22 protein-coding genes and 1 riboswitch are annotated in these 25415 nt (G+C 73.0%); of the genes, 15 read left to right on the forward strand and 7 right to left on the reverse strand.

Annotated features, from left to right (window positions below; translation table 11 throughout):
• Nucleotides 1–5: 5 nt before the first annotated feature.
• Complete coding sequence (gene cobM, locus BM142_RS19670) at nucleotides 6–746, reverse strand: precorrin-4 C(11)-methyltransferase (RefSeq protein ID WP_092202432.1); 741 nt, start codon at nucleotides 744–746, stop codon at nucleotides 6–8.
• The gene (gene cbiE, locus BM142_RS19675; protein WP_092202434.1) at nucleotides 743–1975 is read right to left on the reverse strand and encodes a precorrin-6y C5,15-methyltransferase (decarboxylating) subunit CbiE; all 1233 of its coding nucleotides are present in this window, start codon (nucleotides 1973–1975) and stop codon (nucleotides 743–745) included. Before cbiE ends, cobM begins: the two co-directional genes overlap by 4 nt.
• A gap of 55 nt (nucleotides 1976–2030) precedes the next feature.
• On the opposite strand from cbiE, the gene BM142_RS19680 reads away from it, so the two are divergent.
• The 14 genes from BM142_RS19680 to BM142_RS19745 all read left to right on the forward strand — a co-directional run bounded on the left by BM142_RS19680 (nucleotide 2031) and on the right by BM142_RS19745 (nucleotide 18134).
• Nucleotides 2031–2981, forward strand: coding sequence for a cobalamin biosynthesis protein (locus BM142_RS19680; protein ID WP_092202513.1), 951 nt, complete (start codon nucleotides 2031–2033; stop codon nucleotides 2979–2981).
• A complete protein-coding gene (locus BM142_RS19685; protein ID WP_092202436.1) occupies nucleotides 2978–4468 on the forward strand; it encodes a cobyric acid synthase in 1491 nt (496 codons plus the stop codon). Before BM142_RS19680 ends, BM142_RS19685 begins: the two co-directional genes overlap by 4 nt.
• A 78-nt stretch (nucleotides 4469–4546) precedes the next feature.
• Nucleotides 4547–4690, forward strand: a riboswitch (cobalamin riboswitch).
• 72 nt (nucleotides 4691–4762) lie between these two features.
• Complete coding sequence (locus BM142_RS19690; RefSeq protein WP_092202515.1) at nucleotides 4763–6844, forward strand: putative cobaltochelatase; 2082 nt, start codon at nucleotides 4763–4765, stop codon at nucleotides 6842–6844.
• A gap of 1 nt (nucleotide 6845) precedes the next feature.
• The gene (gene cobO / locus BM142_RS19695; protein ID WP_092202438.1) at nucleotides 6846–7460 is read left to right on the forward strand and encodes a cob(I)yrinic acid a,c-diamide adenosyltransferase; all 615 of its coding nucleotides are present in this window, start codon (nucleotides 6846–6848) and stop codon (nucleotides 7458–7460) included.
• Nucleotides 7454–8875 (forward strand): cobyrinate a,c-diamide synthase, encoded by a 1422-nt coding sequence (locus BM142_RS19700; protein WP_092202440.1) that lies wholly within the window; start codon nucleotides 7454–7456, stop codon nucleotides 8873–8875. The genes cobO and BM142_RS19700 overlap by 7 nt, the downstream gene beginning before the upstream one ends.
• Nucleotides 8872–9216 (forward strand): cobalamin biosynthesis protein, encoded by a 345-nt coding sequence (locus tag BM142_RS19705; protein WP_092202442.1) that lies wholly within the window; start codon nucleotides 8872–8874, stop codon nucleotides 9214–9216. Before BM142_RS19700 ends, BM142_RS19705 begins: the two co-directional genes overlap by 4 nt.
• Nucleotides 9213–10271, forward strand: a complete 1059-nt coding sequence (cobC, locus tag BM142_RS19710; RefSeq protein WP_092202444.1) for an Rv2231c family pyridoxal phosphate-dependent protein CobC — start codon at nucleotides 9213–9215, stop codon at nucleotides 10269–10271. Before BM142_RS19705 ends, cobC begins: the two co-directional genes overlap by 4 nt.
• A complete protein-coding gene (gene cobT / locus BM142_RS19715; RefSeq protein WP_092202446.1) occupies nucleotides 10268–11362 on the forward strand; it encodes a nicotinate-nucleotide--dimethylbenzimidazole phosphoribosyltransferase in 1095 nt (364 codons plus the stop codon). Before cobC ends, cobT begins: the two co-directional genes overlap by 4 nt.
• Nucleotides 11359–12693, forward strand: a complete 1335-nt coding sequence (gene cobA / locus BM142_RS19720; protein ID WP_092202448.1) for a uroporphyrinogen-III C-methyltransferase — start codon at nucleotides 11359–11361, stop codon at nucleotides 12691–12693. Before cobT ends, cobA begins: the two co-directional genes overlap by 4 nt.
• A gap of 317 nt (nucleotides 12694–13010) precedes the next feature.
• Nucleotides 13011–14363: a transposase gene (locus tag BM142_RS19725; protein WP_092202450.1), complete on the forward strand. Its 1353-nt coding sequence runs from the start codon at nucleotides 13011–13013 to the stop codon at nucleotides 14361–14363.
• 110 nt (nucleotides 14364–14473) lie between these two features.
• On the forward strand, nucleotides 14474–14854 hold the full coding sequence (locus BM142_RS19730) for a hypothetical protein (protein WP_092202452.1): 381 nt from the start codon (nucleotides 14474–14476) through the stop codon (nucleotides 14852–14854).
• A 64-nt stretch (nucleotides 14855–14918) separates the two neighbouring features.
• A complete protein-coding gene (locus BM142_RS19735; RefSeq protein ID WP_175527371.1) occupies nucleotides 14919–15314 on the forward strand; it encodes a tyrosine-type recombinase/integrase in 396 nt (131 codons plus the stop codon).
• A 649-nt stretch (nucleotides 15315–15963) separates the two neighbouring features.
• Nucleotides 15964–17328, forward strand: a complete 1365-nt coding sequence (gene fliD, locus BM142_RS19740) for a flagellar filament capping protein FliD (RefSeq protein WP_092202456.1) — start codon at nucleotides 15964–15966, stop codon at nucleotides 17326–17328.
• 161 nt (nucleotides 17329–17489) lie between these two features.
• Nucleotides 17490–18134: an arsenate reductase/protein-tyrosine-phosphatase family protein gene (locus tag BM142_RS19745; RefSeq protein WP_092202458.1), complete on the forward strand. Its 645-nt coding sequence runs from the start codon at nucleotides 17490–17492 to the stop codon at nucleotides 18132–18134.
• Here BM142_RS19745 and BM142_RS19750 read toward each other — a convergent pair.
• The 4 genes from BM142_RS19750 to BM142_RS19765 are packed head-to-tail and all read right to left on the reverse strand — an operon-like array spanning nucleotide 18131 to nucleotide 22636.
• On the reverse strand, nucleotides 18131–19093 hold the full coding sequence (locus BM142_RS19750; protein WP_254791091.1) for an LCP family protein: 963 nt from the start codon (nucleotides 19091–19093) through the stop codon (nucleotides 18131–18133). The genes BM142_RS19745 and BM142_RS19750 overlap by 4 nt on opposite strands.
• Nucleotides 19094–19104: 11 nt before the next feature.
• Nucleotides 19105–20430, reverse strand: coding sequence for an acyltransferase family protein (locus BM142_RS19755; protein WP_139228954.1), 1326 nt, complete (start codon nucleotides 20428–20430; stop codon nucleotides 19105–19107).
• Between the two features lie 5 nt (nucleotides 20431–20435).
• Nucleotides 20436–21698: a nucleotide sugar dehydrogenase gene (locus tag BM142_RS19760; protein WP_092202462.1), complete on the reverse strand. Its 1263-nt coding sequence runs from the start codon at nucleotides 21696–21698 to the stop codon at nucleotides 20436–20438.
• Nucleotides 21695–22636 carry an NAD-dependent epimerase/dehydratase family protein gene (locus BM142_RS19765; RefSeq protein WP_217640809.1) on the reverse strand — a complete coding sequence of 314 codons (942 nt, stop codon included), beginning with the start codon at nucleotides 22634–22636 and terminating at the stop codon, nucleotides 21695–21697. The genes BM142_RS19760 and BM142_RS19765 overlap by 4 nt, the downstream gene beginning before the upstream one ends.
• Nucleotides 22637–22789: 153 nt before the next feature.
• Here BM142_RS19765 and asnB point away from each other — a divergent pair, with 153 nt between their 5' ends.
• Entirely contained in the window at nucleotides 22790–24727 is a 1938-nt protein-coding gene (gene asnB / locus BM142_RS19770) for an asparagine synthase (glutamine-hydrolyzing) (RefSeq protein WP_092202464.1), read from the forward strand.
• Nucleotides 24728–24750: 23 nt separating this feature from the next.
• Here asnB and BM142_RS19775 read toward each other — a convergent pair whose 3' ends face one another.
• Nucleotides 24751–25350: a methyltransferase domain-containing protein gene (locus BM142_RS19775; protein WP_092202466.1), complete on the reverse strand. Its 600-nt coding sequence runs from the start codon at nucleotides 25348–25350 to the stop codon at nucleotides 24751–24753.
• Between the last annotated feature and the right edge of the window lie 65 nt (nucleotides 25351–25415).

A 25415-nucleotide genomic window follows, 5' to 3' on the forward strand; every position in this document is an offset into this window, starting at 1 on the left:
GTGGTTCACCGGGGACGCGTCGTCGAGTAGAGGTGGCTGTCAGGGAACTCCGCCGCGCCGAGCACCGCGCCGACGATCACCACCGCCGTCCGCCGCACCCCCGCGGCCTCGACCTGCGCCGCGATGTCGGCCACGGTGCCGCGCAGGATCAGCTCGTCGTCCCGGCTGGCGCGGGCGACGACCGCGACCGGGCAGTCCGCCCCGTAGTTCGGGATCAGCTCGGGCACCAGCTCGGCGATCCGCTGCACGGCCAGGTGGAGCACGAGCGTCGCACGGGAGGCGCCGAGGATGGCGAGGTCCTCCCCCGGTGGCATCGGCGTCGAGCGGGCCGACGTGCGGGTCAGGATGACCGTCTGCCCCACGCCCGGCACGGTCAGCTCCCGCTTCAGGGAGGCGGCCGCGGCGGCGAAAGCCGGCACGCCCGGGACGACGTCGTAAGGAACGCCAGCCGCGTCGAGCCGGCGCATCTGCTCGGCCATCGCGCTGTAGACCGACGGGTCACCCGAGTGCAGCCGGGCGACGTCCAGCCGGGCTTCCTGGGCGGCGACGAGCTCGGCGGTGATCTGGTCGAGGTCGAGGTCCGCGGTGTCGACCAGCCGGGCTCCGGCGGGTGCGGTGTCCAGCAGCTCCCGGGGCACCAGCGCTCCGGCGTACAGGCAGACCGGTGAGGCGGCGATGATCCTGGCGGCCCGCACGGTGATCAGATCGGCCGCGCCCGGCCCCGCACCGATGAAGTGCACCGTCACGGCTTGATCACCGACCAGATCGTCACGGGCATCGCGGGCTTCCAGCCGGTGAACCGGCCGACCGGCTCGGCTCGTTGCAGGCCGATCCGTACGAGGTCCCCACCCACGCGGGCGAACCAGCCGGCCAACACCGCCTCGCTCTCCACGGTCACCGCGTTGGCGACCAGCCGCCCCCCGGCCGGGAGGGCCACCCAGCAGGCCTCGAACAGGCCCGGTGTGGTGAGCCCGCCGCCGATGAAGACCGCATCAGGGTCGGGCAGCCCGAACAGCACCTCCGGGGCCCGCCCCTGGACCACGCGCAGCGCGGGGACGCCGAGGCTCGCGGCGTTGCGCCCGATCCGCCCGGCGCGCTCGGCCGAGGCCTCGATCGCCACGGCGCGGCACGTCGGATGGGCCCGCATCCACTCGACGCCGATCGACCCCGAGCCCGCGCCGACGTCCCACAGGACCTGGCCCGGGATGGGCGCCAGCCGGGCGAGGGCGACCACCCGCACCTCGGACCTGGTGAGCTGCCCGTCGGACTCGTAGACCTCGTCGGGCAGCCCGGGGGTGGTGGGCAGAGGGACGGTGCCGGGGTCGGCCCGGCACTCGAGGGCCGTGATCGCCAGCGCGGGCCCCGGCCCGTCCCAGGCCGCCGCGGTGCCCGAGTGAGTGGACTCGTCGGGCCCGCCCAGCCCGCCGAGAACGGTGACCCGGCTCTGCCCGTAGCCGCGGGCCGTCAGCAGCGCGGCCACCTGCGCCGGGGTGTCGCCGTCGGAACCGAGCACCAGCAGCCGCCTGCCGGGCTGCACGTGCGGGTGCAGCAGCTCCAGGGCACGGCCCACCAGGCTGACGACCTGAGTCTCCTCGACCGCCCACCCCAGCCGCGCGCAGGCCAGCGACACCGACGACGGCGCGGGGAGCACCCGCACGCGGTCGGCACCGAGCAGGCGGGTCAGCGTCGTGCCGACGCCCGACAGCATCGGGTCGCCGCTGGCGAGGACGACGAGCGCGCGGCCGGCGTGGCGCTCGACCAGACCCGCCAGCGCCTCGAGCATCGGGGACGGCCAGGGCACCCGCTCGACCGGGACCGACGCGGGCACCAGCGCCAGCTGGCGCGCACTGCCCACCGCCACCTCGGCCCGCTCGATCTCCGCGCACGAGGCCGGCGCCAACCCGGCCCAGCCGTCGGCACCGATGCCGACCACCACGACGGGCGGGTGGCCGTCCAGACGGGGAAGCGGGCGCATGTCCGCCGATCCTAGGGACGGGCGTTTCTCGGGGCTTGACACGATGACCGGCGTGATGGCTCTGGCGCGACGTTCCTCGACCGCGACCGGGCTGGCCCTCGGGGTGGCCGCGGACCTGCTGCTGACCGATCCCGGGAGACGTCATCCGGTAGCCGGGTTCGGCGCCATCGCCACCGCGCTCGAGAGCCGGGTCTGGCGCGACTCCCGCCCGGTGGGCACCTGGTACGCGCTGGCTCTGACAGGGGCGGCGATCACCCTCGGCGCCGCACTGGACCTGTGCACCCGACGGCTGCCGCTGGCGCGCGTCCTCGTCACCGCGGCGGCCGCGTGGACCGTGCTGGGCGGCACGTCGCTCGGCCGGACCGCGGTGGCGACGCACCGCGCGCTGGACAGCGGCGACGTCCTCGCCGCCCGCGCCGTCCTGCCCTCGCTGGCCGGGCGCGACCCGAGCGGTCTCGGCGAGCCCGAACTTGCCCGGGCCACCGTGGAGTCGGTCGCGGAGAACACCGCCGACGCGGCCGTCGCCCCGCTGTTCTGGGGCGCGGTCGCCGGCATCCCGGGACTCCTCGGCTACCGGGCGGTCAACACCCTCGATGCGATGGTCGGGCACCGGTCGCCCCGCTACGCCCGCTTCGGCTGGGCGGCCGCCCGGCTCGACGACGTCGCCAACTGGCTGCCCGCCCGGATCACCGCCGCGCTGACCGTGGCGTGCGCGCCCGCGGTCGGCGGCTCGGCCGCCGGCGCCCGGCGCGCCTGGATGCGGGACGGCGCCGCGCACCCCAGCCCCAACTCCGGCCGGTGCGAGGCCGCGCTCGCCGGCGCCCTGGGACTGCGCCTGGGGGGGCGGAACGTCTACGGCGGCCGGGTCGAGGACCGGCCCTCCCTCGGGAGCGGCCTCCCGCCGGCGGGCCCGGACATCCTCCGCGCCGTCCGGCTCTCCCGAGCGGTGTGGCTCTCCGCCGCGGCCCTCGCCGTCCTCGCCCGCCTGGCCGGGCGGCGGGCATGAGCGGGGCGCTGCTCGTCGCGGGCACGACGTCGGACGCCGGCAAGTCCGTCGTCACCGCCGGGATCTGCCGCTGGCTGGTCCGCCAGGGGGTCTCGGTAGCTCCGTTCAAGGCGCAGAACATGAGCAACAACTCGATGGTCACCGCCGACGGCGCGGAGATCGGCCGCGCCCAGGTCATGCAGGCGGCGGCCGCCCGCGTCGAGCCCGAGGCGGCGATGAACCCGGTGCTGCTGAAGCCCGGCGGCGACAACAGCAGCCAGGTGGTCGTGCTGGGCCGGGTGGTCGCCGACGTCACCGCCCGGTCCTACCGGCCGATGAAGGGCGCGCTTCTCGAGCAGGTGCTGCACTGCCTGGCCGACCTCCGGGCCCGCTTCGACGTCGTCATCTGCGAGGGCGCCGGATCACCCACCGAGATCAACCTGCGGGCCGACGACATCGCCAACATGGGGCTGGCCCGGGCGGCGGACCTGCCCGTGGTCGTGGTCGGGGACATCGACCGCGGCGGGATCTTTCCCGCCCTGTACGGCACCGTGGCCCTGATGCCGCCGGAAGATCAGCGGCTGGTGGCCGGGTTCCTGGTCAACAAGTTCCGCGGCGACGTCGGGCTGCTCACACCCGGCCTGGAGGAGCTGGCCCGACTGACCGGGCGGCCGACACTGGGCGTGCTGCCGTGCCTGGCCGGCCTGCACCTCGACGTCGAGGACTCCCTGGGCCTGCCCGCCACCGGCACCGCCGGGCCACCCGCGCACGGGGAGGACGTGCTGCGGATCTCGGTGGCCCGGTTCCCGCGACTGTCGAACTTCACCGACCTCGACGCCCTCGCCGCCGAGCCCGGTGTGCTCGTCCGGTACGCCACCCGCCCGGAGGAGATCGCCGACGCCGATCTGGTGATCCTGCCGGGCACCCGCTCCACCGTCACGGACCTGGCGTGGCTCCGGGAGACCGGTCTGGCCGACGCGGTCCTACGGCGCGCGGCCGCCGGGGCGCCGGTCCTGGGCATCTGCGGGGGCTATCAGATGCTGGCCCGGACCATTCGCGACGAGGTGGAGTCCCGGGCGGGCACCGTGCCCGGCCTGGGGCTCCTGCCGGCCGATGTCCACTTCGCCCGCGAGAAGACGCTCGGCCGGCCGGTCGGACGGGCCCTCGGCGAGCAGGTGCACGGCTACGAGATCCACCACGGGGTCGTCACCGTCGACGACGCGGCGGAACCGTTCCTCGACGGCGCAGCCTCGGGCTCCGTTTGGGGGACGACCTGGCACGGGGCGCTCGAGAACGACGGTTTCCGTCGCGCCTTCCTCACCGAGGTCGCCCGGACCACCGGCCGGCGCTTCGTGGCGGCGCCGGACACGAGCTTCGCCGCCGTCCGGGAGGAGCGCCTCGACCGGCTCGGAAACCTCGTCGCCGAACACGCCGACACCGATGCCCTGTGGCGGCTGATCGAGTCCGGCCCGCCGGCGGGCCTGCCGATGCTCCCGCCCGGGGCCTGACCCGCCGGTGGTCGACGGGCGGGTGTCGGGCGACGACGCGGACATGGTCTGATAGCCGGGCCACACGCGACGGCAGTGGAGGAAGCCCGGTGAGATTCCGGGCGCGGTCCCGCCACTGTGACCGGGGAGTCCGCCCCCAAGCACGGCCACTGCACCAGAGGGGTTCTCCCCTCCGAGGCGGGAAGGTCGGGAACGGGCGTCGATCCGGGAGCCAGGAGACTCTCGCCGTCGTCCCTGCCACCTCCGGGCGTGGACACCCGGGGAGAGGACGCGTCCTATGCGCGGTCGACCCGCGTGACCTACCCCTTCGGCGCCGTCGTCGGCATGGACGACATGCGGCTGGCGCTGTTGCTCAACGCCGTCTCACCCGCCATCGGCGGTGTGCTCGTCCGCGGCGAGAAGGGCACCGCCAAGTCCACGACGGTCCGCGCCCTGGCCGCCGTCCTGCCGCCCGTCGACGTCGTTCCAGGCTGCCGCTTCGCCTGCGAGCCCGCCGCGCCGGACCCCGGCTGCCCGGACGGTCCGCACTCCGCCACTCCCCGTGACCTTCCGGCGCCCGGCCAGACCCGCCCGGCCCGTCTGGTGGAACTGCCCGTGGGTGCCTCCGAGGACCGGGTCGTCGGGTCCCTGGACCTCGAGCGCGCACTGACCGAGGGGGTCAAGGCCTTCGAGCCGGGCCTGCTCGCAGCGGCCAACCGCGGCGTCCTCTACGTCGACGAGGTCAACCTGCTGCACGACCACCTGGTCGACCTCCTCCTGGACGCCGCCGCGCTGGGCACCGCCTACGTGGAGCGCGAGGGCGTATCGGTGCGGCACGCGGCCCGGTTCCTCCTCGTCGGGACGATGAACCCCGAGGAGGGCGAACTCCGCCCCCAGCTGCTCGACCGGTTCGGGCTGACCGTGGAGGTGGCCGCCCCCAGGGACCCCGCACAGCGCGCCGAGGTGGTGCGCCGCCGGTTCGCCTACGACGCCGACCCCGCCCGGTTCGCTGCTTCGTGGGCCGACGAGGAGGTTTCGCTTGCCGCCCGGATCGCCGACGCCCGGGCCCGCCTGCCGCACGTCGTCCTCTCCGACGACTCACTGCGCCAGGTGACCGCGGTCTGCGCGGCTTTCGACGTGGACGGTCTGCGCGCCGACATCGTCACCGCCCGCGCGGCCATCGCGCACGCTGCCTGGTGCGGCCGCGAAGCGGTTGACGAGGAGGACGTGCGGGTCGCGGCGCGGCTGGCGCTGCCGCACCGCAGGCGGCGGAACCCGTTCGACGCGCCCGGTCTGGACGACGAGACCCTGGAGCAGGCCCTCTCCGACGCCCGTCCCGACGACGGCGACCCGGAAGGCGGTGACCCCGATGACAGCGGTCCCAGCGACGGCGGCCCGTCCGGGGGCGGCCCGCCGCCCGGCGACGATCCCGACGGCCACGATGGCCCTGTCGGCCCTTCCGCCGACGCGCCTGTCTCCGGCCAGAGCGATCCGACGACGGCGCCCCGCGGGGAGGGCGGCGAGCGGGCCGACGCCGCGCCGGCACCCGAGCGCGCAGCGGTCGCGCCGTCCGACCCGTTCCGCACCCGACGGCTGGAGGTGCCGGGCATCGGCGCGGGCGCGGCCGGGCGGCGGTCGCGTGCGCGGTCGGAGCGCGGGCGCGTCGTGGGGTCGAAGCCCCCCCAGGGCAGCGTCACCCGGCTGCACCTGATCGGCACCGTGCTCGCGGCCGCGCCGCACCAGGTCGCCCGCGGCCGGCGCGGCCCCGGTCTGCGGATCCAGCGGGAGGACCTGCGCCAGTCCACGCTCGAGGGCCGTGAGGGCAACCTGGTCCTGTTCGTCGTCGACGCGAGCGGCTCCATGAGCTCCCGGGCGCGGATGGGCGCGGTCAAGGGCGCGGTTCTGTCACTGCTGCTGGACGCCTACCAGCGCCGCGACAAGGTCGGCCTGATCACGTTCCGGGGCTCGAACGCCGAGGTCGCGCTGCCGCCGACATGGTCGGTGGAGGCCGCCGCGGCCCGGCTCACCGACCTACCCACCGGCGGCCGCACCCCGCTCGCCGCCGGACTCCTGCGCGCGCACGAACTGCTGCGGGTCGAGCGTGTGCGCGATCCGCAGCGCCGCCCATTGCTGGTCGTCGTCACCGACGGCCGGGCCACCGGGGCGCGCGGCGGCAGCCACCTCGCCGACGCCCACGCCGCGGCCGGCCTGCTGGCGACGGCGGGAACAGCGGGCGTCGTCGTCGACTGCGAGTCCGGGCCGGTCCGGCTCGGACTGGCCAGAACCCTGGGTGCCCACCTCGGAGCCCAGACCCTCCACCTGGAGGAGCTGGCAGCCGACTCGCTCGCAGCGACGGTCCGCCAGGCCCATCAGATCGCTCCACGGAAGGCTGCCTGAGATGCCCCAGGGCAAGGTCGAGGTCGTACCCGAGGATGGGCTGAGCACCCGGCAGCGGCGCAACCGGCCGCTGCTGGCAGTCCACACCGGCGAGATGAAGGGCAAGTCCACCGCGGCGTTCGGCATGGCCTTACGCGCCTGGAACCAGGGCTGGCCGATCGCAGTCTACCAGTTCGTCAAGAGCGCCAAGTGGAAGATCGGCGAAGAGAACGCGCTCAGCGCGCTGGGCCGGCTGCACGAGACGACCGGTGAAGGCGGCCCCGTCGTCTGGCACAAGATGGGCAGTGGCTGGAGCTGGTCGCGCCGGCAGGGCACCGAGACCGACCACGCCGCCGATGCGGCCGAGGGCTGGGCGCAGATCAAGCGCGACCTCGCCGCCGAGGCGCACCGCTTCTACGTCCTCGACGAGTTCACCTACCCCATGAAATGGGGCTGGGTGGACGTCGACGAGGTGGTCGAGATCCTGGTGAAGCGGCCCGGCAACCAGCACGTCGTCGTCACCGGGCGCGACGCGCACCCGAAGCTGATCGAGGCCGCCGACCTCGTCGTGGAGATGACCAAGCTCAAGCACCCGATGGACGCCGGCCAGAAGGGCCAGCGGGGAATCGAATGGTGACCTCGGGCGGGCGGGTGATGCCACGGCTGGTGCTGGCCGCGCCGAGCAGCGACGCCGGCAAGACGTCGATCGCCACCGGGCTGATCGCGGCGTTCACCGCCCGGGGCCTCACCGTCTCCCCGCACAAGGTCGGCCCCGACTACATCGATCCCGGCTACCACGGTCTCGCCGCGGGGCGTCCGGGCCGCAACCTCGATCCCTGGCTGGTCGGTGAGGACCGGATCGCGCCGCTGTTCCTGCGCGGAGCCACGCATCCATGGCCGGCCGACCTCGCCGTCGTCGAAGGGGTCATGGGCCTGTTCGACGGGGCGACCCATCCCTCCGTCGAACCCGGCTTCGCCTCGACGGCGCACGTCGCGAAACTGCTGCGCGCCCCCGTCGTGCTGGTCGTCGACGCCTCCGCGCAGGCCCGCAGCGTCGCCGCCGTGGTGCACGGTTTCGCGACCTTCGACCCCGCCGTTCGCTTGGGCGGCGTGATCCTCAACCGGGTGGGCAGCGACCGGCACGAGGCCATCCTGCGAGAGGCCCTCGGCGCGGCCGGCGTGCCCGTGGTCGGTGCGGTCCGGCGGCTGGACCTGCTGCACACCCCGTCCCGGCACCTCGGCCTGGTGCCGGCCGCCGAGCGGTCCGCCGAGGCTCTCATCACGGTGCGCCGGCTCGGTGAGGTCGTCGCCGACGCCGTGGACCTCGACGCCGTGCTCACGCTGGCCCGCACCGCTCCCCCGTTGGACGCCGACGCGTGGGACCCGGCCGCCGAGGTCGCGGCGGTGCCCGGGCGGCCGCGGATCGCCATAGCGGGTGGCCTGGCATTCACCTTCGGGTACGCGGAGAACGCCGAGCTCTTGACCGCCGCCGGGGCCGAGGTCGTTCCGGTCGACCCGCTGCGCGACGAGGCGCTACCCGCGGGCGTCACCGGACTGGTGATCGGCGGCGGCTTCCCCGAGGTCTACGCGGCGGAGCTGTCGGCCAACGAGACGCTGCGCGCCGACGTCGCCGCCCTGGCCGGGCGCGGCGCACCGATCGCCGCGGAGTGCGCAGGACTGCTCTACCTCGCCCGCGAGCTCGACGGCGTCCCCATGAGCGGCGTCCTGGACGTCGCGACGGCGATGTCGCAGCGGCTGGTCCTGGGCTACCGCGCGGCGGTGGCCCCGGTGGACTCGGTGCTCGCGGCCGCGGGGACGCGGGTGCGCGGCCACGAGTTCCACCGCACCCACGCCGACCCGGCGGCCGGATCCTCCCCCGCATGGCAGTGGTCCCCTACCGCACCGGAGGGGTTCGTGCACGGCAGCGTGCACGCCTCCTACCTGCACCTGAACTGGGCGGGCAGCCCGGCGATGGCCGAGCGGTTCGTCGCCGCGTGCGCGCCGGCCGGCGCCGTTGGACTGCCGGCGGAACGCCTGGGGGCGGCGCAGTGACTACGGTCGGGGTCGGCGCCGTCCCGGGTGTGACCGCCGAGGAGGTGCTGGCGGCCGTCGACGCCGTTCTGCCGCCCGGGGCCGCCGGGGTGCGGCTGGCCACGCTCGATGTCCGGGCCGCCGAGCTTGGGATCGCCACAGCGGCCGCCCGGCGCGGCTGGCCGTTGACCGGGTACGCCGCGGCCGAGCTGGCGCAGGTCCCGGCGCCCTCCCCCTCCGACCGGGTGGCGGAGCTGGTGGGCACCCCGTCGGTGGCCGAGGCCGCGGCGCTGGTGGGCGGCGGGACGCTGGTGGTGGGCAAGACGGTGGTCGGCCGGGTCACCGTGGCGGTGTCGGCATGACCGATCCCTCCCGTCACGAGCTTCGTCACCACGGGGACGCCGACCTCGCCCCCGGGCTGATCGACCTGGCGGTCAACGTGCGGGCCGGGACGCCACCGCCCTGGCTGCGAACCGTGCTGCACGAGGCACTGGATGCCAGCGCCGGCTATCCCGACGCCGGTCCGGCCCGCGCCGCCGTCGCGGCCGCGCACAGCCGGGACCCCGCCGAGGTGCTGCTCACGGCCGGCGCCGCGGAGACGTTCGTGCTGCTCGCCCGGGCGCTGCGCCCGCGCCGGTCGGTGCTCGTCCACCCGTCGTTCACCGAACCGGAACTGGCCCTGCGCTCGGCCGGCCATCCGGTGTCCCGACTGCTCCTCCGCGCCGAGGACGGCTATCGGCTGGACCCGATGGCCGTGCCGGAGGACGCCGACCTCGTCGTCCTCGGCAACCCCACCAACCCGACGTCGGTGCTCCACCCCGCGGCCGACCTCGTGGCGCTCGCCCGCCCCGGCCGCGTGCTGGTCGTCGACGAGGCGTTCGCCGACACCGTCCCGGGCGAGCCGGAGTCCCTGGCCGGCCGCAGGGACGTGCCGGGCCTGCTCGTGGTGCGCAGCCTGACGAAAACCTGGGGTCTGGCCGGCATACGGGTGGGCTACGCCCTCGGATCGGCCGACCTCGTCGCCGCGCTCGCGGCACACCAGCCGCACTGGCCGGTCTCCACGCCGGCGCTGGCCGCACTGACCGCCTGCACCACGCCGGCTGCCCGCGCGGAGGCCGAGGCGGCCGCCCGTGAGCTGACCGGCCGGCGGGCTGCCCTCCTGGAGGCGCTCCCGGGCTGGGTGGTGGTGGAGGGCCGGCCGCGCTCGTCCTTCGTCCTCCTGCTCGTCCCCGACGGTGCGCGCGTGCGGCAGACGCTGCGACACCGGGGCTGGGCGGTGCGCCGCGGCGACACCTTTCCAGGGCTCACCGCGGACCACCTCCGGGTCGCCGTCCGGGATCCGGCGACCTCGCGCGGGTTCGCGGCCGCCCTGGCCGAGGTCATGACCACACACCGCATTCCCGAGGAGATCCGTTGAGCACCGTCCCGACGCCGTTCGCCGACACCCTTCTGGGCGCCACGATCGCCGCCGTCGTCCCTCGGGACGCCGCGGCCGAGCGGGCTGCCCGCGAGCGGCTGGACCAGATGACGAAGCCGCCGGGTTCGCTCGGCGTACTGGAGGACGTCGCCGCGCAACTCGCCGGGATCGCCGGCAGTTGCCCGGCTCCGCTGCTCACACCGGCGACGGTCGCCGTCTTCGCCGGAGACCACGGGGTGCACGCCCAGGGCGTCACGCCGTGGCCGCAGGAGGTGACCGGGCAGATGGTGGCCAACTTCCTCGCCGGTGGAGCGGTGGTGAACGCCTTCGCCGCGGAGGTCGGCGCCACGGTGGTCGTGGTCGACGTGGGCGTCGCCGGCCCGCTCGACCCCGCCGACGGACTGCTGGACCGCAAGGTCCGACCAGGTACCGCCGACCTCGCAGTGGGACCGGCGATGACCCTCGACGAGGCGCGCCGGGCAGTCGAGGTGGGCATCGAGGTGGCCACGTCGCTGGCCCCTGACTCGGGGTCGCTCATCACCGGTGACATGGGGATCGCCAACACGACAGCGTCGGCGGCACTCGTCTGCGCGTTCACCGGGACGTCGCCTGCGTCGGCCACCGGTCGCGGGACGGGCGTCGATGATCCGACGCTGGCCCGGAAGGTCGCGGTCGTCGGACGCGCCGCCGCCCGGGTGACGGAGCAGCCATCGACCCCGCAGGCGGCACTGGCCGTCCTCGCCGAGGTCGGCGGTCTGGAGCATGCCGCCCTGGCCGGGTTCATCCTCGGGGCGGCCGCCCATCGAACCCCCGTGCTGCTCGACGGCGTGATCGCAGGGTCCGCGGCGCTCGTGGCCGCGGCGCTGTGTCCCGCGGCGCTGGACTACACGGTGGCCGGGCACGTGTCGGCCGAGCCGGGACACCGCATCGCGTTGGCCCACCTCGGACTGCGCCCCCTGCTCGGGCTTGATCTGCGTCTCGGGGAGGGAACCGGTGCCCTCCTGGCGTTGCCCCTGGTGACCGGCGCGGCCCGCGCGCTGCGCGACGTCGCGACGTTCGACTCCGCCGGCGTCACCGAGAAGAGCGGATGACCGGGACGTCCCGCGGCGCCGGTTCCGAAGTGGTCCATCCCGTCGGTCTGCGGCTGCACGGACGGACGGTGGTCGTGGTCGGCGGCGGCCAATCCGCCCACCGGCAGGTGGCCGGCCTGATGGCGGCCGGTGCTGTCGTCACCGTCGTGAGCCCGCAGGTGACCCCGGCGCTGGAGGCGCTGGCCGCGCCGGGGTCGCTGACGTGGCAGGGCCGCCGGTACGAGCCCGGCGATCTCGACGGTGCCTGGTTCGCGGTGGCGGCGACCGACGACTCCGGCGTGAACACGGCGGTGTCCGAGGAGGCCGAACGGAGACGCATCTTCTGTACCAGTGTCGACGACCACGCAGCCTCCAGCGCGTGGACGCCCGCCGTCGGGCGGCTGGGCGACCTGGTGGTCGGGGTGCACGAGAACGCACGGCCGGAGCGCGCCGCAGTGGTGCTTGACGCCGTCCTGGCGGGTCTGACCGACGGGAGCATCGCCGACGGGGCCCGCTCGCCGGTCGGCACGGGCACTGGATGCGTGACGCTCGTCGGCGGCGGACCGGGCGATCCGGGGCTCATCACCGTGCGGGGACACCAGGCGCTGGCGCAGGCCGACGTCGTCCTCGCTGACCACCTGGCGCCGCAGTCGCTGCTGGCGTCGCTGTCATCCGAGGTCGAGGTCATCGACGCCTCGAAGCTGCCGCGCGGACGGTCCATGGCACAGGAACAGATCAATGCGCTGCTGGTCGAGCACGCCCTCGCCGGCCGGCGGGTGGTGCGCCTCAAGGGCGGCGACCCGTTCGTCTTCGGCCGCGGGATGGAGGAGTTCCAGGCGTGCCTCGCCGCCGACGTGCCGGTCGAGGTCGTGCCCGGCGTGACCAGCGCGATCGCCGTCCCCGCCCTGGCCGGCATCCCGGTCACCCACCGGGGCATGACCCACGAGTTCGTTGTCGTCTCCGGGCACCTCCCGCCCGGACACCCCGACTCACTGGTCGACTGGGCGTCGATAGGGCGGCTGCGCGGGACCGTCGTCGTCCTCATGGGGGTGGTCACCGCGCCGGCCATCGCTGCCGCCCTGATCGAGCACGGCCGCGCGCCGGAGACTCCGACTGCCGTCGTCAGCAACGGCTCGACGGCCACGCAGCGCACGATCCGAACGACGCTCGCAGATCTGCCCCGGACGATGGCCGACGAGGGCATCCGCCCACCGGCGGTGTGGGTCGTCGGCGACGTCGTCGGCCTGACGGGACGTCAACTCGGTACGCCGGACGGCGGCCGCCAGCACCGGCTGGCCGAGCGCGCGGCGCCAGCAGATGCGCCCGATCGGCAGACGGACATGGTGCTCTAGCCCTGAGCGTCCCGACCTCTGACCGGCTGGCGCTGGTTGACGGCCAGCCGACTCCTACCCTGAAACTGCAAAAACGGTAATAAGCTGGGGGTAATGCGGTATCGCGACACTGGGATGGAGACCACACCCGTATAACCTGGGGTTTTGAGCTGACCAGGGGACTTGGAACCCCTAACCGCACAGTTGTCAGGTCGGGTTTGACCGCTGCCGACCCGGCTGCACCCTTACAGCCTTATGAGCAGTCGGTAGCACGGAACATCGTTGAACTTCTCGGATCTTGACTTGAGGTGATGGCCTCTCGTTCCGAGGAGTCATCGGTGTCGCTCACTACTCTCGCCCTGACCGCCGAGCTGCCCGAGCTCGACGAGTCGCTGACCTGGTCGCAGCTGGAGGCGTGGGCGGTGGCGATGCGCGAGGAGTTGCCCGCGGCCGCGCTGGCCGCGGCGTTGGAGGATCTGCAGGACAAGCTGATCGACCGGGTCTGCGGGCCGAAGTGGCTGCCGGTGCGGGACCTGCCGGCACCTTTCGGCTGCCCGGGATGCGGGGTGATGAGCGACTTCGCCCGCAAGGGCAAGCGCACCCGCCCGCGCCGGTTCGACACCGCCGCCGGGATCGTGCGCATCCAGCTGGCCAACGTCGGCTGCCGGTCCTGTGGGCGGGTGTTCGCGCCCCTGCTGCTGATGCTGGATCTGTCCGGAAAGCGACGCACCGACCGGCTGATGGTGGAGCTGGCCGAGCTGGCCACCCAGATGTCCTTCGCCCGGGCCGGGGCGACGGCCGCCGCCTTCGGCGTGCCCGGCTCGGCCGGGCGGGCGCACTCGGCGGTCGCTGACCTGGCGCCGCTGCTCGACGGCATCGGCTGCGCCGACTCACCGCACGCTCCCGGCCGTGCCGACGTGGTGGTCCTCGACGGCACCGGGATGCGCGCCGGCCGCCGCCGACTCGGGGTCACCTGCAACATCGCCCTGGGGGTGACCGGCCGGACCGGTCCGCGGCGGCGCCGCCAGGCCACCACGGCCCTGCTGGGACTGACCCTGGACCAGCCGTGGGCGGCGATGACGGCGCAGCTGCGCGACCTGGAACCGCCGGCCGTGGTGGTCGTCGACGGCGAGCTGGCGATCACCCGGCTCGCCGAGAGCGTCTGGCCCGACGTGCCCATCCAGCGCTGCTGGTGGCACCTACCCCGGGCGCTGCGCTGGGCGCTGTATGCCGACAAGGCACCGCACCCGTGGGCGAACGCCAAGCGCGCGGAGCTGACCGCCCTGCTGCACCGGGTCGCCCGCGAGCGCCTCACCCACACCCAGGCGCTGGATGCCTACGACGCCTTCGCCGCCACCGTCACCGCCGAGGGCCACCACGCCGCGCGGGAGTTGCTGGCCGGCGCCCGCGATCAGGTCTTCACCTGCCTGCGCCCCGACGTTCGCCGCCGCCTGGCCCACCTCGGCGGACCCGAACTCGGATCCGGCGTGCTCGAGCGCGTCATGCGTGAACTCAACGCCCGCACCGACATCGGCGGCAGCCGCTGGTCCACCGAGGGCCTGCGCGACCTCATCACCATCAAGCTCGCCCGGATGACCAACCACCCGGCCTGGACGACCCTGCGCCAGACTGTCAGCCCACCCAGCGCCATCGCCTTCAAGATCGCGACAGCGAACTTCAACGCTGCCTGACGCTACCGAGCAGTCAGTTCGCCGAGGCCCATGCGCCCCTGGTACCGCAGCGTGCCTGCGGATACCGCTACCGCCCGTGGATTTTCTGGCGGTAAACTGGGCCGTGGGCCGTGGGCCGTCCTCCGCCGCTGGGCACCCATCGCGCTATCCGCTGTTACCAGATCGGCAGCGGCTACCGCGCCCGCACGCTCGCCCGCGACTACGACGGCCGGACGCGCGCGGTGGAACGGTGGGGGAAGACCAGAGCCGCCGCCGAACGGGCACTCAAGCTCGCCGTGCGGGACCGCGCCCGCACCCAGGCCGACCAGCAGCTCACCGCCGACACCCGGCTGTCCGCGCTCGCCGAGGCCTGGTACGCCGCCCTGACCGACCTGTCCCCCACCACGATGCAGGCCTACCGCGCCCGCCTCGACCGGCAGATTCTCCCCGGTCTCGGGCAGCTGCGGATTGGTGAGCTGAGCATCGGGATTCTGGACCGGCACTTCGGCTGATCATCGAGCAGCACGGCTTGGCGACGGCCAAGATGACCCGCTCGGTGCTGTCGGGATGTGTGCGATGGCCTCCCGCCACGACGCGCTCGACCGCAACCCGCTGCGTGACGTGGGCGCACTCAGCGCGCAGGTGAAGAACGCGCCGCGCGCGCTGACGGTGCCGCAACTACGGCAGCTCCGGGCGGCCCTGGCCTACGACGAGCAGGCCATCGCCCGCGACCTGCCCGACTTCGTCAGCCTGATGATGGGTACCGGGATGCGCATCGGCGAGGCCGCCGGGCTGACGTGGGCTGCGGTGAACCTGAACGCCGGCACGGTCGAGGTGCGGGCCGCGGTCGTCCGGGTGGCCAGCCAAGGACTGGTCCGCAAGAGCACCAAGACCGACACCGGACTGCGAATGCTCGTCCTACCGTCCTGGTGCGTCGACATGCTCCGGGACCGCGCCTCCCGGCCCGACTGAACCGCCCCGGCGAGTTCGGAGACTCTGGTGTGCCCTGCGTTCCGTGGAGTCGCATTGCTGGACTTCATGCCCCAGTGATCGATGTCCGGTTCTCGAACTCTATGGGTGTGAGCCAGCGAGGGCGGAGTGGTGGCGGCGGCTGTGGAAGATCTCGAGGTAGTCGAACATCGCGTTCGCCAGCTCGAGCCCGGGACGCTCAGGGCGCTGATCAATGCGAACGGGCAGCAGATCGACTACGGCCTCGGCTGCGGGAGGGACAGCGAGCTGTCGCGGGACGGGGCTGTGGTCCGGTTGCGGCCGAGCGGCATCCAGCAGCCGGCTGCGTCACCGCCGCCGAGCGGGACCACCACCACATGCCCTGCCCCGACTGCGACAGCCAGCAAGCTCTCGGCTCAACGCTTCTGCCGTTCACCAGGAACCGAGAAGAGGCCCCTCCCCGTAGTCCATGAGCGCCAGTGGGCTCATGTGAGCGCACCGAGTGCGTTCATCGGGTTGCGTCCGGCCGGGACGTCCTTCTTTGGGGTGGGAACCCGGGAAAAAGCTCGCCCTCGGCGGCGTCCGGCCCGATGTCCCCGGTGAGGAACCTGATCGTTCGGGGCGCCTCCACCGAAAGTGGATCTTTACGACCACCTGCGCAGGGGACGAGAACATGACGATGAGCATCGGCGGCCTGATTTCCGGGCTCGACACGAACACTCTGATCACCCAGCTCCTCCAGGCCGAGGCCGTCCCGCAGGCAGCGCTGAAGACCCGGCTATCGATCGCCACGGCCACGGCCGCGGCGTACCGGTCGGTCAACACCCGGTTCGACGCCCTGCGCGCCGCCGCGGAGACCATGCTCAAGCCGGAGACCTGGACGGCGGTGAAGGCCACCAGCAGCGCGACCAGCGTCGCCGCGACCGCCACCGCGGGCGCCCCCGCCGGGTCGCTGACCTTCGACGTGAAGAACACCGCCGCCGCCCACTCGGTGGTGAGCGGCATCAACTGGACGGCGACCACCGACCCCTACGGGATGACCTCGCCGATCGAGGTACGGGCCGCCGACGGCACCGTGAAGGGCACGATCACCGTCGGCGGGGACGGCACCCTCGCCGACGCGGTGAAGGCCATCAACGACAGCGAGTTCGGGCTCAGCGCCACCGCGGTCAAGGTCGCCGACGGGCAGTACCGGCTGCAGGTGACCTCGAAGACCTCCGGTGCGGCGGCCTCCTTCGACCTGGGCGACGCCAGCACCTTCGCCGTCGCCACCCAGGGGGTCGACGCCAAGCTCACCGTAGGTAGCGGCACCGGCGCCTACGACGTGACCTCCTCGACGAACACCTTCGCCGACCTGATGAGCGGGGTGACGATCACCGTCAGCAAGCCCGAGACCGGCGTCACCGTGGAGGTGGACGCCGACCCCGCTGCGGTCGCAACGAAGATGCAGGCGATGGTCGACGCCGCCAACTATGCGTTGAGCGGGATCAGGGCCAACACCGATCCCGATGGCGGCGCCGCCTCGACCCTCAAGGGCGACAGCGCCCTGCGCACGCTGGCCGGCCGGGTGCTCGACGCGGTGTCTTTCGCCGTGGGCGATGACGGTTCGCCCGCGACGATCGGGATCCAGCTCAACAAGGACGGCACGATCGCCTTCGATGCGGCGAAGTTCAGCGCCGCGCTGGCCGACGACCCGGCGCTGGCGCAGCGGCTCGGCGCCGGCGGATCCGCCGGACCGGGTCCGGACGGCGTCAGCGGCAACACCGACGACGTCGTCCCGGGCGTGGCCCAGCGGCTGCTCGACGTCGCCAAGGTCGCGTCCGACACGACCATCGGCACGCTCACCCTGCTCGCCCAGGGCCGCGACGACCTGGCGGGTGACATCCAGGACAAGATCGAGGCCTGGGACGTCCGGCTGGTCGCGCGCAAGGCGGCCCTCACCCGCCAGTTCACCGCCATGGAGACGGCACTGGGCAGCCTGCAGAACCAGTCCTCGTGGCTAGCCGGTCAGATCAATTCGCTGCCGTCCTGGTCCTGACCGCCGTCGGTAACGCCCACGAGCGAGTGCTGCCGGCTTCACGGGCTTCTGATGAGGTAGCCCTGCGCCTCGTGCCGACCGCTGGGGTGATGCCGCTATCTCGGGGTTCCCGTTCCTCAGCGCCGGTCTCGCTGTATGGCCACCGGTAAGCTTGCTAGCTGATGACGTCGGCCGACGGCCTCGCTGGGGCGAGCCTCTTGTTCGTATGCACGGGAAACCTGTGCCGGTCCGCTGCGGCCGACCGGATGCTGACCGCCTGGGCCATGCGCAGCGGCCGTTCGGTCGCCGTCCGCAGCGCAGGCACTCTCGCGCGGCCGGGACGCCCCATCCACCCGAGCACCGCTCGGGCTCTACGGGCTCACGGCGTCTCCGGCGACGGCTTCACGTCACACCGCCTGTCCGAGGACGACGTCGACTGGGCCGACTTGGTGCTCACGATGACTGCCGAACACCGCGAGGAGGTTGTGGCCCTCAACCCTCGCGCCATGCAGAAGTGCTTCACCGTGCTCGAGGCCGCGGCGCTGTCACGCGCCGTCGTCGAGCAGCAGCTGCGGCTGGCCAGCGGTCGCCGCGGGCCGGCGGTGGCCGCTGCCTGGCGGGAGACCCGACTGCGGTTCGCCAGGCCCCTGGGGCCGGACTTCGACGTCGTCGATCCCATCGACGAACCGGAGGACCTCCATGCCGACGTGGTGGATCAGATCGCCGTAGCGCTCGGCTACATCACGCCCTTGCTGGAGGAGGACAGGGAGCAGGGAGCGCCGACCGTGCGCATGCCCCGCCTGCCTCCCGTGCCGCGGGCCGCCTAGTTCGGCACGGCGGGCAACGTGTCGAGGCCGAACTCCGCCGCATGGGCCTGCAGGGAGTCGTTGCGTAGGTAGCCCCAGAGCTCCTCCGCGCGGTCCTGCTGCAGGTACACGACGCTCTGCGCTCCCTCCCGCCCCGTGCCGGCCACCGGCGCGGTCAGGAAGGTGAGCCCGTCCGGCCGCAGGGACCTGAACTCGTAGGTGAGGTCGAGCAGGGCGGAGGCCGACAGCGTCTCGTCCACGACCATGGCGTCGGTCAGCGCCAGCAGGAAGGAGTCCAGCGCCCCCATGTCCCTCAGCACGTTCTGCTGCGACAGCGACGTGAACACCGACCGCAGGTACTGCTGCTGACGCTGTACCCGGTCGAAGTCGCCGCCGGGCAGCCCGTGGCGCTGCCGCACGTACTGCAGCGCCTCCTGCCCGTCGAGGTGGTTCGCGCCGGCCGTGTAGGTGTACGGGCCACTGGTGGTCGTCTCCGCCACCTCGACGTCGACGCCGCCGAGCGCGTCGGTCATCTGCACGAAGCCGGCGAAGTCGATGGCCGCGTAATGGTCGATACGGACGCCGGTCAGCGTCTCGACGGTCTCGATCAGCAGGCCCGGCCCGCCGTAGGCGTAGGCCGCGTTGAGCTTCGCCATGCCGACCCCGGGCACCGACACCCAGGAGTCCCGGGGAAGGCTGACGACCTGCGCGTGGCGCCGTTCCCCGGTGACGCGCACCAGCATCATGACGTCGGACCGGCCGTCGGGAAGCTCCCCGGGCGCCACCTCGGCCCGGGTGTCGGAGCCCACCACGAGGAAGGTCAGCGGCGCGGCACCCGATGCGGCCTCGGTGGGCGCCGCGGGCCGGGCGGCCTCGTCCAGACCGCCGAAGGCGTCAGTCCGCTCCAGATTGCCGGCGTAGCGGTTCGTGACGTACCAGCCCGCACCCAGACCGAGCAGCACGAGCACGGCGATGCTCACGGCGAGGGTGATCAGCGCCCGAGGGCGTCGGCTCCGGCGGGAAGCGGGGGCCGTGTCGTCGGCGCCCCACCGGTCGGTGTGGCCGGATCCGTCGATCCGTCCCTCTGCATGCCGGCCCACGGCCCTCCCCCAGTCTGCGTCGCGCTCGATGTCGTTGCGATGTGGCGCCGCCGTGCGGCGACGGGGGGCGGCGGCGCACCGGACGGGCCGGCTCCGGAGCCGCCCCCCAAGGGTTCCCGGCGGCGGAGGAACGGCGCCTCGATCCACCGGTAGGACGCCGCCGCCATGGCCACCGACAGCGCCACCTCCAGAACCTGCTTCGGGAGGGTGAACGGCACCACGTCGGCGGCCGTGACCACCAGGATCACCGGATAGTGCCAGAGGTAGAGGCCGTAGGAGCGCACCCCGACCCAGCGCAGCCACGGTGCCGTCAGCACCCGCGCGATCCTGCCCTGGCCCGAGAGGTAGGCCGCGCCCACGACCACGGCCGAGGCCACGGCGACGCCGGTCAGGGCCACCCGGTAGGGCGTGCCGGCCCCGGCGAACGGGAAGACCAGCACCACCGCGGCGAGGAACAGGGCCGCCGGCACGGCGAGCCAGGTGAGCACGGTCCGCAGCCGGTCGAGGCCGTCCCGCTCCCGCAGCAACACGACGACCACGGCCAGGACGCAGCCGAGCAGCAGGTGGTCGGCCTGGGTGTCCGTCCCGTTGTAGATCCGAGTCAGCGCTGCCTCGCCGTCGCCGTCGACGGCGAACCGGGCGGCCACCGCTGAGATGCAGCCGAGGCCGGCCACGGCAGCGGCCGCCCAGATCCGCCCCGTCGCGCGGAGGACGAGGAGCAGGACGATCGGCCACACCAGGTAGAACTGCTCCTCGACGGCCAGCGACCAGGTGTGGTCCAGCATGCCGAGCGAACCGCTGCCCTCGAGCGCCCGGACCCAGTTGCCCAGGTGCACCAGGACCATGGGCAGCCCCTCGAGGGTCGCCGGAGCCCGGTCCATGGACGGCCACATCAGTGCGACCACCACGCAGGAGGCCACGACGACGAACCAGGCCGGCAGCAGGCGCAGGGCGCGACGGACGTAGAACCGCCGGAGGATTTCCCAGACGTTGCCGTGCGACCCGTCGAGCAGCAGGAGGGTGATGAGGAACCCGGAGAGGGAGAAGAAGAGAAAGACCCCCACCTGACCGCCCGGCAGGACAGCCAGCCCGATGTGCAGGCCGAGCACGAGCAGAACCGCGATGCCCCGCAGACCGTCCAGCGCCGGGACGTACCCCTGGCCGGCCTTCCCCGGGGCCGGAGAGCGGGATGCCGAGGGCCGGGTGGTTACGGCCACGTCGCTCAGAGCCGCTCGACCGCGTCACCGCGGAGGACGCCCCGGGTGTCGAGTATCGGGATGCCGTCCAGCAGCCCGCCGAGGTACTCCTCGTGGGCCTGCAGCAGGACGACGGCATCCGCCTTGCCGGCCGCCGCCACCAGGTCGGGCTCGGCCTTGATGATCCGCAGCGGCTCGCCGCGGGACGCCGCGTTCCAGTCGGTGACGTAGGGATCGTGGAAGCGGACGTCGGCGCCCATCGCGATCAGCTTCTCGGCCACGGGCACGGCCGGGGACTCCCGCTCGTCGGCGATGTCGGCCTTGTAGGTGACGCCGAGCAGCAGCACGGTCGAGCCGCGGACGGCCTTGCCCTCGTCGTTGAGCCGGTCCTGGATCCGGCGGGCGACGTAGCCGGGCATGCTCGCGTTGATCTCCTGCGCCAGCTCGACGAAGCGGAACGGGTAGCGCAGCCGCGCCTGGACGGTGTGGGACAGGTAGTTGGGGTCGATGGGGATGCAGTGCCCGCCGACTCCGGGCCCGGGATAGAACGCCTGGAACCCGAACGGCTTGGTGCGGGCGCACTCGATGACGTTCCACAGGTCGATGCCCAGCTCGTGCGAGAAGCGGGCCATCTCGTTGACCAGGGCGATGTTGATGTGCCGGTAGGTGTTCTCCAGGAGCTTGGCCATCTCGGCCTCCCGGGTGCCCTTCGCCGGCACGACGGTGTCGACGAAGCCGCCGTAGAACTCCGCCGCCCGCTGCGTGCAGGCGGCGGTGACCCCGCCGACCACTTTCGGAGTGTTCTTGATGCCGAACCGCGTGTTCCCGGGGTCGACCCGCTCCGGCGAGAAGGCCAGGTTCAGCTCACGCCCCACCCGGAGCCCGCCGCCCTCGATCAGCGGCTGGAAGAGGTCCTCGGTGGTGCCGGGGTAGGTGGTCGACTCCAGCACGACAAGGGTGCCGGGGCGCAGGTGCTCGCCGAGCAGACGGCCCACGGCGGCGACCGCACCCAGGTCCGGAGCGCCGTCCCCGGACAGCGGTGTCGGCACGCAGACGACGACGACCTCGGCGTCGCGGATGCACCCCGGGTCCACGGTGGGCGTGAAACGGTCGAGCATGGCGGCCACACTGGCGTCCGCCACGTCGTCGACGTGCGAACGGCCGGCCACCAGCCCGGCCACGACGGCCTCGTCACGGTCCAGGCCGACGACGCGGTGCCCGGCGGCAGCCATCTCGACGACCAGGGGCAGCCCCACGTACCCCAGGCCGACGACGACGACGTCGCTCACCGGGCCACCCCCGCACAGAACCACGACACCGTCCGCTCCAGGCCGACCCGCAGCTCCGTGGGTACCACGCCGGGGAAGAGCGCCCGGAGGGCGGCGTTGTCCGCCTGCGAGTGCGGCACGTCGCCGGCCCGGACTGGTCCGTGCTTCAGGGTCGCCGGGCGGCCGGTCACCTCCTCGACCAGCCCGACCAGTTCCAGCAGTGTGGTGCGGGACCCGAAGGCGAGGTTGACCGGCTCGGGTGAGACCACCCGGCGCACCACCGCGTCCAGCAAGATGTCGCAGACCGTGCCGACGTAGGTGAAGTCGCGGGACTGCGTCCCTGTGCCGTTGACCGTCAGCGGGCGGCCGGCCAGGACGGCGTCGACGAAAGCCGGGATGACGGCCGCGTACGCATGCCCTGCCGCCTGGCCCGGTCCGTACACGTTGAAGAAACGGAACGGCAGGGTGTCGAGCCCGAAGGAGGACTGGTAGGCCAGGAGGTACTGCTCCGTGGCCAGCTTGCTGACCGCGTACGGACTGAGCGGGCGCACCCACTCGCGCTCGTGCTTCGGCAGTGCCGGGTTCGCCCCGTAGACGGAGCTCGACGACGCGGCCGTGACGTAGGACACCCCGTGCGCACGGCACGCCTCGAGGAGCAGGAGCGTGCCGGTGGCGTTGGCCGCGTGCGAGGCCACCGGGTTGGCGATCGAGCGCGGCACGCTCGGGATCGCCGCGAGGTGCACGACCGCGTCGATGTTCCGCAGCGCCCGGTCCAGCACATCGGGGTGGAGCAGCGATCCCTCTACGATCTCGACGTCCACGCCGTCGAGATTGCGGAGCGATCCGGTCGAGAAGTCGTCCAGGACGCGGACCGCGCCCACTGCGTCACTGGCCAGCGCGGCCACCGCCAGGTTGGAGCCGATGAAGCCGGCGCCACCGGTGATCAGCAAGCGTGTCAAGAGGTCCCCCTCGCCGGCCCCCGTGGCGGCCCTGTGTCAAGGTCGCGACTCTACGTGTCCTCGCAACCCGCCTGGGTGACGAAAGCGGCGGCTGGGGCCAGTGGTACCGACCGGTTCTCTTGGACCTCCGACCCTGGCTACGATCGGGCTCTCATGTGTGGGATCACCGGCCTCGCCGGGGCGGGCGCGGCCGGTGACCGCGCCGTCGTCCGCGACCTCGTGCGTCGGGCCTCGGCGGCGATCGCGCACCGCGGTCCCGACGGACAGGGCGAGTGGGTGCCGGCCGAGGACCCCGTCGCCCTGGGGCACCGCCGGCTGGCGGTCATCGACCTCAGCGACGCGGCGGCACAGCCGATGCTCGACCCCTCAGGACGCGCCGTGGTCACCTTCAACGGGGAGATCTACAACTTCCGGGAGCTGCGCGCCGCGCTCGAAGCCCGCGGGCACGTGTTCCGGACCAGATCGGACACCGAGGTGCTGCTGACCGGGTGCCGGGAGTGGGGAGCTGCCGGCGTGGCCGGCCGCGCCGTGGGCATGTTCGCCTTCGCCTACGTCGACCTCGACGCCGGTCTGCTGTGGCTCGTCCGGGACCGGTTCGGCGAGAAGCCGCTCTACTGGTACTGCGCCGAGGGCACGCTCGCCTTCGCCAGCGAGCTGAAGGCACTGGTGGACATGCCGGCCTTCCCCCGTGCAGTCGACCCGGCGGCCGTCGCCGACGTCGTCGCCCGCGGCTGCGTCTCGCAGCAGCGGACGATCTACCAGGGGGTGCACCAGGTCCCGCCCGGCTCCGCGCTCGGTTTCCACCTGTCGCCCTCCATGGCCGCCGAGGCGGGGACCAGGGTCACGTACTGGGACGCCGCAGCCGAGGCTCGCGAGGCGATGGGGCGGCCCTTTCCCGGCAGTCTCCAGGACGCCGTGGCGGCGGTCCACGCCGAACTCGACCGCAGCGTCCGCACCGCCAGCGTGAGCGACGTGCCGGTGGGAGCGTTTCTCTCCGGCGGCGTCGACTCCTCGCTGGTGACCGCCAGCATGCAGGCTCAGGCCGGCGCCTCGGTGAAGTCGTTCACCATCGGCTTCGAGGACGCCCGCCTCGACGAGACCCGCCACGCCTACGAGGTCGCGCGCGCCCTGGGCACCGAGCACACGACCTGGACCCTAGGCACCGCGGACGTCCTCTCCGTCGTGCCCACCCTGGCCGGCATGTACGACGAGCCCTTCGGCGACTCCTCCCAGGTCGCCACGCACCTGGTCGCCCGGCTGGCCCGCGAGCACGTCACCGTCGCCCTGTCCGGCGACGGCGGCGACGAGTTGTTCGCCGGCTATAACCGGCACACCCTGGCACCGAGGCTGAGCAGGCGCCTGAGCCGCATCCCGAGACCGGCTCGCACGCTGGCCGCCCGAGCGCTCCTGCGCACGCATCCCGACTGGTGGGATGCGTTCCCCCGCCCCGGCGCGCACCGCAGCCCCACCGGAGCGCTGGGCGCCCGCATGCAGAAGGTCGCTTCCGTCCTGGACTTCCGGGACCCCGACGACCTCTACGGGCGGCTCACGGCAGCCGCGTCCCACGCTGCGCTGCTGGCCACGCCGGCCACGTCCACTCCCCCGCTCGCCGGGGACCTCCCCCTGACCGCCGCCATCATGCTGGCCGACGTCCAGGGCTACCTGCGCGACGACATCCTGGTGAAGGTCGACCGGGCGGCGATGGCGACGTCGCTCGAGACGCGCGTGCCGCTGCTCGACCCCGCCGTCTACCGCCTGGCCTGGTCACTGCCGGAGCACTACAAGGTGCAGGGTTCCCGCGGCAAGCTGGTGCTGCGGGCGCTGCTCTCCGAGTACCTGGACCCCGCTCTCTTCGAGCGGCCCAAGATGGGCTTCGCCATGCCCGTCGCCGAGTGGCTGCGCGGCCCCCTGCGGACCTGGGCCGAGGACCTCCTGAGCCCTCCGGCGCTGGCGGAGTCCGGATGGCTGGACGCGGCTGCCGTGCGGTCACTGTGGACCGCTCACCTCACCCGCCGGGCCGACCACGCGCACGCCCTCTGGAACGTGCTCATGCTGCAGGCCTGGCTCGGCCGGTGGGGCTGGGCTGGCTGAGCAGGCGATATTCCGATCCTTGGCTACTGGCCGGGACGCCGAAGTAGAAAGTCAATCTCGTAGCACGGCATGACCCAGCACAGATGCTCCTCATAGAACTCTTGCGTCCATCGCGAGCGATTCACCCATGCCCCCGCCAGCTTCTTCAGTGCGTGCCGTACATAGAATGGCCGCGACGACTTGAAGACGTGGCGAGCCGAGATAAGATCCAGCGGCACTGGATCGACATACTGCGGTACTCCACGACGAAATCCGGAAGATTGCACCCAGTACGAAAATGTGTAGAGTCCAAAGAAGGATCGATGAGTTGGGTCCGAGTAGAACGCCGGGTTGGAAAAGTGTGGAATAACCGCGCGGAAGTCCCCATTCGGCTTTAGCACACGAGCCGCCTCCCGCAACAACGCTAGCGGATCGTCGATGTGCTCCATGAAGTGCTCCGAGTAGATGGATGACACCGACGCATCCGGCAGCGAGCGGAGAACCTCGACCGCGTCGGCGACGACGTCAACCCCTGGAAGTTGCATAATGTCGATGCCGACCGCCTCTGCCTGCTGCTTGGTACTACCGCAGCCGAGCTCGAGGTGCAGCGGTCGCCTGGAGAGCGGGTGGGGGTGCGAGATCATGTGATGTATCTTTTTCTTTCGAGTTGCGGTTCCACTGACCTGCTCGCCCCCGAGGCGCTGGCTCG

Source organism: Blastococcus tunisiensis (assembly GCF_900112815.1).
In the GTDB taxonomy this organism is placed as follows: domain Bacteria; phylum Actinomycetota; class Actinomycetes; order Mycobacteriales; family Geodermatophilaceae; genus Blastococcus_B; species Blastococcus_B tunisiensis.